6 protein-coding genes are annotated in these 7493 nt (G+C 34.5%); 3 read left to right on the top strand and 3 right to left on the bottom strand.

The genetic code is table 11. The annotated features are described in order from the left end of the window. Positions 1 to 487: hypothetical protein (locus tag CD172_RS00060; protein WP_142384429.1), on the bottom strand; the 487-nt coding region annotated here is incomplete at its 3' end. A 135-nt stretch (positions 488 to 622) separates the two neighbouring features. Here CD172_RS00060 and aryK point away from each other — a divergent pair. The 3 genes from aryK (at position 623) to CD172_RS00075 (ending at position 5558) form a co-directional block, all read left to right on the top strand. Then, positions 623 to 2851 (top strand): transcriptional regulator AryK, encoded by a 2229-nt coding sequence (gene aryK / locus CD172_RS00065; RefSeq protein ID WP_103345077.1) that lies wholly within the window; start codon positions 623 to 625, stop codon positions 2849 to 2851. A gap of 138 nt (positions 2852 to 2989) precedes the next feature. Further along, complete coding sequence (locus tag CD172_RS00070) at positions 2990 to 4177, top strand: M20 family metallopeptidase (protein ID WP_103345078.1); 1188 nt, start codon at positions 2990 to 2992, stop codon at positions 4175 to 4177. Then, a complete protein-coding gene (locus tag CD172_RS00075) occupies positions 4170 to 5558 on the top strand; it encodes an MFS transporter (protein WP_103345079.1) in 1389 nt (462 codons plus the stop codon). Before CD172_RS00070 ends, CD172_RS00075 begins: the two co-directional genes overlap by 8 nt. A gap of 40 nt (positions 5559 to 5598) precedes the next feature. Here CD172_RS00075 and CD172_RS00080 read toward each other — a convergent pair whose 3' ends face one another. Both CD172_RS00080 and CD172_RS00085 read right to left on the bottom strand, forming a co-directional pair. Continuing rightward, positions 5599 to 6546 carry a S41 family peptidase gene (locus CD172_RS00080; RefSeq protein ID WP_103345080.1) on the bottom strand — a complete coding sequence of 316 codons (948 nt, stop codon included), beginning with the start codon at positions 6544 to 6546 and terminating at the stop codon, positions 5599 to 5601. A 15-nt stretch (positions 6547 to 6561) separates the two neighbouring features. Continuing rightward, on the bottom strand, positions 6562 to 7416 hold the full coding sequence (locus CD172_RS00085) for a GIY-YIG nuclease family protein (protein ID WP_103345081.1): 855 nt from the start codon (positions 7414 to 7416) through the stop codon (positions 6562 to 6564). Positions 7417 to 7493 lie beyond the last annotated feature (77 nt).

Below are 7493 nucleotides of genomic sequence, written 5' to 3' on the forward strand. Positions count from 1 at the left end.
AGATGTGTATAAGAGACAGGTTCAATGCTCGTTTATAATTTTCAATATCCTTATTCTTTCTAAACTTTTCAATATCCTTAGAAATCTCTAACATCTCTTCGTATATTTTATTACTCTTTTTTGAATTATATGTTAAGTCATAATCTATCTTTAAATAGTATTTCTTCTCAATAAGATACTTTATAAAAAATAATACAGCACCTAAAACTAATAAAATTGCTATTCCAATTACTAAAAAAGACTCTATCTCCTTAAAATCTGATATAAAAAAACTACATACACTATAGGCAACAAGTATTATACCCATAAATAACATTATTCCTAAAATAAATAAGATTGCTGATATAACTATATATTTAATTGATTCTTTGTAATTCTTAAGACTCACCTTGCCATTTAATATATTTTTAAATTCTAAAATACCTTTCAATAAAGTTAAAAGTGCAGTAATGACTCCTATAAAAGGTACTAAATTTTGAAATACCATCTTTAATCCCCATTAGTTATTTAGTAAAACTATCAATATTAATTAAAACTCTTAGATATTTCATTCTACTAATTTAAACATGTCATATATGTTCAATGTTACAATAATTGTAACAAATAAAGAGTGAGTGATACGATGACTAACTACCATATTTCGTTCAATGCATTACATCCACGTACCCTGTATAAATGTAGTGGAATCACGTTTGTTTTTGTGCTTGAGGGACGTCTTCAATGTCTTGTTAACAATACTAATATCGATATTGAGTCTGGAAAAGTTTTACTTTTAAATCATCGAGATGAGCTCATTATTAATGATTTAGATGGCGACTTTATGCAGTTTAATATGAATTTGCAATTTATCGATCATGTGATTGATGGAATTCCTTTATTTGAACACGACTCAACCGATGATTCGATGAAATGGATTAAGAACTTTCTCGCTAAAATCGGTATTATGTACTTACGAAAAAACAAATATTTCAAACTGCTCATTGAACAACAAATGATTGAACTTTTGTTGTTAATGGTGAAATATATCCCTCAAAAAGATATGGAAAAAGTTATGGCGACGACTGAAGATATGCGCTTGAATCGCGTCTGCCAGTATATCGAACATCATTTTAATGAAGAGATTACACTACATGATATGGCGGAATATGTGAATCTGTCTCCAGCTTATTTATCAAAATTGTTTACAAAAAAATTGAACATGGGCTTTTTACAATACTTAAACAAAGTACGCTTAGATCATGTCATTCTAGACTTAATTCATACGGACAAACCCATGATAGAGATTGCGCTTCAAAATGGTTTTAGTAATTCTGCACTCTTATCTCGCACGTTTAAAAAACAGATGAACACAACACCAACGCAATATCGTGAGGTACATCAAATTCATACACAACCAAAGCCACACACGAGCGTCTCTAAAAAGGAACTCATTTTAAATTTATCTCGCTATGTTATGAATGATCAACAACATTTGGTTCAAAATCCTGAAATCGGTAAACATATTCAAATGACACTTCACCCAACGGATGAAACGATTCATCATTTTAAACATATTATTCAAATTGGCAATATGGAGGCACTTTTAAGCGCGCACGTCCAACAACAATTAGTGACCTGTCAGTCTGACATCGGTCTGACACACGTCTTAATTCATGACCCTTTGTCAAGTCCAAATTTGATTTTAAACGAAGTTATTACGGATGAATCTATTTCGAATTATCAGCGCTACAACAAGGTGGATGCGTGTATTGATTTTTTAAAACAACACCGTATCGGTTTAATTATGACACTATCACCGTTTGATGACTTGGATAGCTATCTCGATCAACTTAAAGCGCTTTTAATGCATATTGTGATGCGTGATGATTCCTTAGAACACTTAAATTTAAAACTGTACATTAAACATGTAGACTTACCTGCATATCAAAAAGTCATTCGTTGTGTTGAACGTTTTATCCCTAATGTAAAATGTATCGTTCATCTAGACCTTTACCATCCGCAAAAGGCCCTGAATATTCTTCAATATGATACTTCACATATCGAGCATGTGAGTTTCGATGCGAACCAAAATGATTTGGTTAATTTTGATATTACAGATGATGAACTTTTTGAGAATACAAAACATCATATTATTGATAAAGCCAATGAAGTGAAAGCCTTTTTAAATCAACATCATATTGAGAAGCCACTTATTCTACTTAATTGGAATACGTTAACAGGTGATACACATCTCACAAATGGTGAATATTTTAGAGGCGGCATTATTTTTGAACAGTTTTTACGCTTAAATAAAATGATTGATACGATTGGTTATTGGCTTAATTATGATTTACATACGTTACATGTGAAAAACGAAAAAGAATATATGAATAGTATTGAACTTTTCCATCAATACAACAGTAAACGACCAGCGTTTTTCACAAGTCATTTATTTAAAAAACTCTCATCGCAGGTGTTATTTCATGACCATAACTGTATTGTTGTAGGTCGGCCAGAACATTTTCAAATCATTGTATATGATGCAGAACATTTTAATCCGTATTTATCACTCAACTCACCACTGCCATTTCTTGAAAATAAGGATGTCGCATTAACGGTTAAACATCTATACTCTGGCCTTTATCGTCTCAAACATTATACGCTAGATAAAGAACATGGCGCCTTATACCAAGTTTGGCAATCGTATAATACACGTACAGGCATCGATGCGGAATCCATTGCCTATATCGACCGTTTATCTTACCCGAAATTAGAAGTCAGTGAAAAATTCGTCACCCAAGACTTAACCTATAATCTGAAATTATTAACAAATGCGATTCATCTCATAGATGTAAAAAAGTATATGGATTAGGACAAAAATAGTTTATCTGTTTTTGTCCTATCTCTTTTTTTATGTTGAAAACAATGAAAATAGTATAGTGAAATGATATATACGGGAAATAAATATGATACTTATTCTTTTAAAATAGAGTTAAGGAGATGAACCATTATGTGTGAAAAATTAATTCAAAAATTGACCAAAAAAGAATCAAGAATGATTGAAATTCGTCATTATTTACACCAGCATCCCGAACTCTCTTTTAAAGAAGAACAGACGTCTAAATATATTGCCGACTTTTATCAAGATAAAGATGTGACGATAGAAGAAGGTATTGGTGAGCGCGGTATCAAAATCACCATCGATTCTGGACGTCCTGGTAAAACGTTAGCCATTCGTGCCGACTTTGATGCGTTACCTATCGAAGAAGATACAGGCTTACCTTTTGCCTCCCAAAATAAAGGCGTGATGCATGCGTGTGGTCATGATGCGCATACCGCTTACATGTTAGTGCTCGCAGAAACATTAGCTGAAATGAAAGACCACTTCACGGGCAAAGTGGTGGTCATCCACCAACCTGCAGAAGAAGTACCCCCAGGTGGTGCCATTGGCATGATAAAAGATGGCGTGTTAGACGGTGTTGACCATGTATTAGGTGTACACGTGATGAGTACGATGGAAACAGGTACAGTGTATTATCGTCCTGGATATGTCCAAACAGGCCGTGCTTTCTTCAAACTCAAAGTGATCGGTAAAGGCGGTCATGGCTCGTCACCACATGCGGCAAACGATGCGATTGTCGCAGGTGCAGAATTTGTGTCTTCAATTCAAACGGTCGTATCACGACGCCTTAATCCATTTGAAACAGGAGTTATTACAATCGGATCATTTGACGGTAAAGGCCAGTTTAACGTTATTAAAGATCACATTACGATTGAAGGTGACGTGCGTGGTTTAACCAACGACACCAAACGCACAATTGAAAAAGAAATTAAACGCATTACACACGGTTTAGAAGTTATGTACGGGGTGACATGCGAACTCGAATATAAAGATGATTACCCAGCATTGTATAACGACCCAGAATTCACAGAATATGTCGCAAAAACATTAAAAAACGCAGATTTAGAATTTAATGTCGCTTTATGTGAACCTCAACCCCCTTCTGAAGATTTTGCATACTATGCGCAAGAACGTCCAAGCGCATTTATTTATGTAGGTGCTGCCCCAGAAGATGGTGAAATGTATCCGCATCATCATCCAAAATTTAATATTAGTGAAAAAGCATTACTTACATCAGCACAAGCTGTAGGAACTGTCGTATTAGACTACTTAAAAGGGGATGACGACCATGAATAACGCACAGACATATAAAGGGAATAATAGATTAATTTTAGGGATTGTACTTGGCGTCATTACGTTCTGGTTATTCGCTCAGTCATTGGTGAACGTTGTACCGCCATTACAAAAGAGTTTTAACGCTGATATAGGAACAATTAGTATTGCCATTTCAGTAACTGCCCTTTTCTCAGGGATGTTTGTCGTAGGTGCGGGTGGCTTAGCCGATAAAATTGGGCGCGTTAAAATGACCAATATTGGACTTTTACTCAGCATCATTGGCTCAACGTTAATTATCATTACAAACTTTCCATTGCTACTTGTTTTAGGTCGTATTATTCAAGGTTTTTCAGCAGCGTGTATCATGCCATCTACACTTGCTTTAATGAAAGCCTATTTTGAAGGTGCAGAGCGTCAACGCGCCCTAAGCTATTGGTCCATCGGCTCTTGGGGCGGTAGCGGTATTTGTTCACTCTTTGGCGGTGCAGTTGCTACAACGTTAGGATGGCGTTGGATTTTCATCTTTTCTATTATTGTCGCAATTTTATCGTTTGTATTAATTAAAGGCACACCTGAATCTAAATCTGAATCCACTGCAATTTCAAAATTTGATGTTAAAGGCTTAATCATTTTAGTCGTGATGTTATTAAGCTTAAATGTCGTCATCACAAAAGGTGCCACTATCGGATTTACATCCCCATACTTTTACGGATTAATTGCGATCGTTATCGTTTCATTCTTCTTATTCATAAAAGCAGAAAAAAACGTCAACAACCCGTTAATTGACTTTAAATTATTTACTAATAAACCGTATACAGGCGCTACAATTTCAAACTTTTTACTTAATGGCGTCGCAGGCACACTGATTGTTGCTAATACTTTTGTGCAACAAGGATTAGGTTATACATCCTTACAAGCAGGATACTTAACCATTACGTATTTAGTCACGGTACTATTAATGATTCGTGTTGGAGAAAAATTTTTACAAAAAATGGGTGCCAAAAATCCAATGTTACTCGGTACATTAATTGTTGTAATTGGTGTGGGTCTAATTTCTTTAACCTTCTTACCTGAAACGATTTATATCATCGGTTGTGTCATCGGTTTTTTATGCTTTGGTTTAGGCCTCGGTTTATATGCGACACCATCAACAGACACTGCAATTTCAAACGCACCTGTTGATAAAGTCGGTGTGGCATCTGGTATTTACAAAATGGCTTCATCACTTGGGGGCGCATTCGGTGTCGCGATAAGTGGTGCCGTTTATGGTATTGCCGTCGCTGCAACAAACGTATTTCAAGGCGCAATGATAGCTTTATGGGTCAACGTTGCGATGGGTATTATCGCATTTATTGCGATTGTTTACGCCGTTCCAAATGATGATCCTCGTAAAGTAAAATAATAGATAAAAACCAAGTGATGACAAAAATCATCACTTGGTTTTATTTTAAATTTAACCACTTTGTAGCATCTTCTTCAGGATTATTTGATTTTACATCAGGAATAATTGGATTATTTTCATAAACATTTCCTTGTTTATCCTCAAGACGATGTGTTGTTAAATTCATTAATGTACCATCATATAATTTTATAGTTGTATTAGCTGATGTATATCCTCCAGAATTTTCACCAAAATATTTTATATTTTTAGCTCCTTTGAATGCTAAAGCAGTTATTTCACCTGAACTCGCAGTTTTTTTATTTATTAGAATAGCAATCGGTACGTTTTTAACTTTTTCTACATTATTTAATTCAATCGGCGTTCCCCCGTTTTCAGTCTGGCTACCGTCTAAATTAACATCTGTTTTATTATCGTCACCATCAACATACGTCAATAATGTACCATTTTTTAATAAAGGAGATATACTTGCTATCATCGGACCCATGTCTCCGCCGTAGTTATCTTGTAAATCAATTATAATGCCTTTATAGTTTTCACGTTGAATTGCTTTGCTAACCTCATTAGCATAGCATTTGCCCTCTTTTTCATTCCCCATAAAACCAGGTAATTTAATGGTCAAAATATCATTCTTAAGTGAAAGCTTAGGATATTGAGTCTCACCACTTTGAGACATTTTTTCTTTTGTAGTATACAAAAATGAATGCTTGCCTCCAGCAACTTTCAAAGCTTCTTCTAAATATGTATGTGTGTCTTTATAATCTTGTGCCTTCTGGGTGTCATTTAAAGCTTTGTCCTTTGCACGTTCCCACTTGTCACCTTTCGCGTACAGCCCATGCATATCGATTTGATTAATTGCGATTTTTACATATGATTGCGTGGAAGGCGCCACAATATAAAAATTAAACAATGGACCAATTTTAAGTAATGCTATAAAAAACAAACTAAAAAATAATAATGATGATAAGCCTATAACAATTAATTTTTTCACAGCACTTTCTCCTTGTTAATTATGATTCATCCCATGATGCTTACTATCAAGCACATTTTTCCAATAATTTTCACGCTCCAATATGTCATCAACTTTAGATTTTGTATCGAAAATTTCTAAAATAGAATATTGGAAATGGTTTAAAATATGATCTTTACCTTTATTTTCTAAAATCGTATTGAACTCTTTATTGCCTCCCGTTAAATCACTTAAATGCGCATAGGATGCCCATCGTTGCCAAATACCATCTGTATTTCCAGATGCTGACCCCACATACAACTGACCATTACTTAAGTCCGTAATTACATACACGCCTTTGACATAACTCAAGGCTTCTCTCCAACTAGGTTCATTATGTTGAATGATTTGTTGCAGTTCTTTATGTTTTAAACGCACATTTTGATACCCATTAAAATGCCCTAATTTAGTGCTAGGGGCAACTTCATAAACCTCTGGGTTAAGTTGCTCTTGGATAGTTTCATAACGACGATTATACACATCACGCCCTATAGGTTTGTCTATTTTAATAATTAATCGCTTAATATACTGGCTATTTTCTTCCATTAATGTAAGTTGATATCCAACATCATTAAATACCTCAGGCACCTTTTTTTCAACTTTATAAAGTCCTCCGAATATAAAATATTGCGGCCCGTAAGGATAGTATTGTACGAGAGCAACTAAATAATCGGCATGGTTTAAATTGTTGTTCGTTTGTTTCGTTTTCCATGCATTCATAATAATCCACTCTTCACTATCTTCTAGCAGAAAATCCCATGCTCGCTTTGTAACGTCCGCGGCATTCATATTGAACTTAATTTTTGTGCGTTTCTCATCTGGTATTTTTAAAAAATCTTTTAGCTTAATCACGCTTTGACAATCCTCTCTTGATGTTATTAAAAATTAAAATCCCTTTAAATGTTATTATAATATAAACACTTAAAGGG

It is taken from the genome of Staphylococcus agnetis, assembly GCF_002901865.1.
Taxonomy (GTDB): Bacteria; Bacillota; Bacilli; order Staphylococcales; family Staphylococcaceae; genus Staphylococcus; species Staphylococcus agnetis.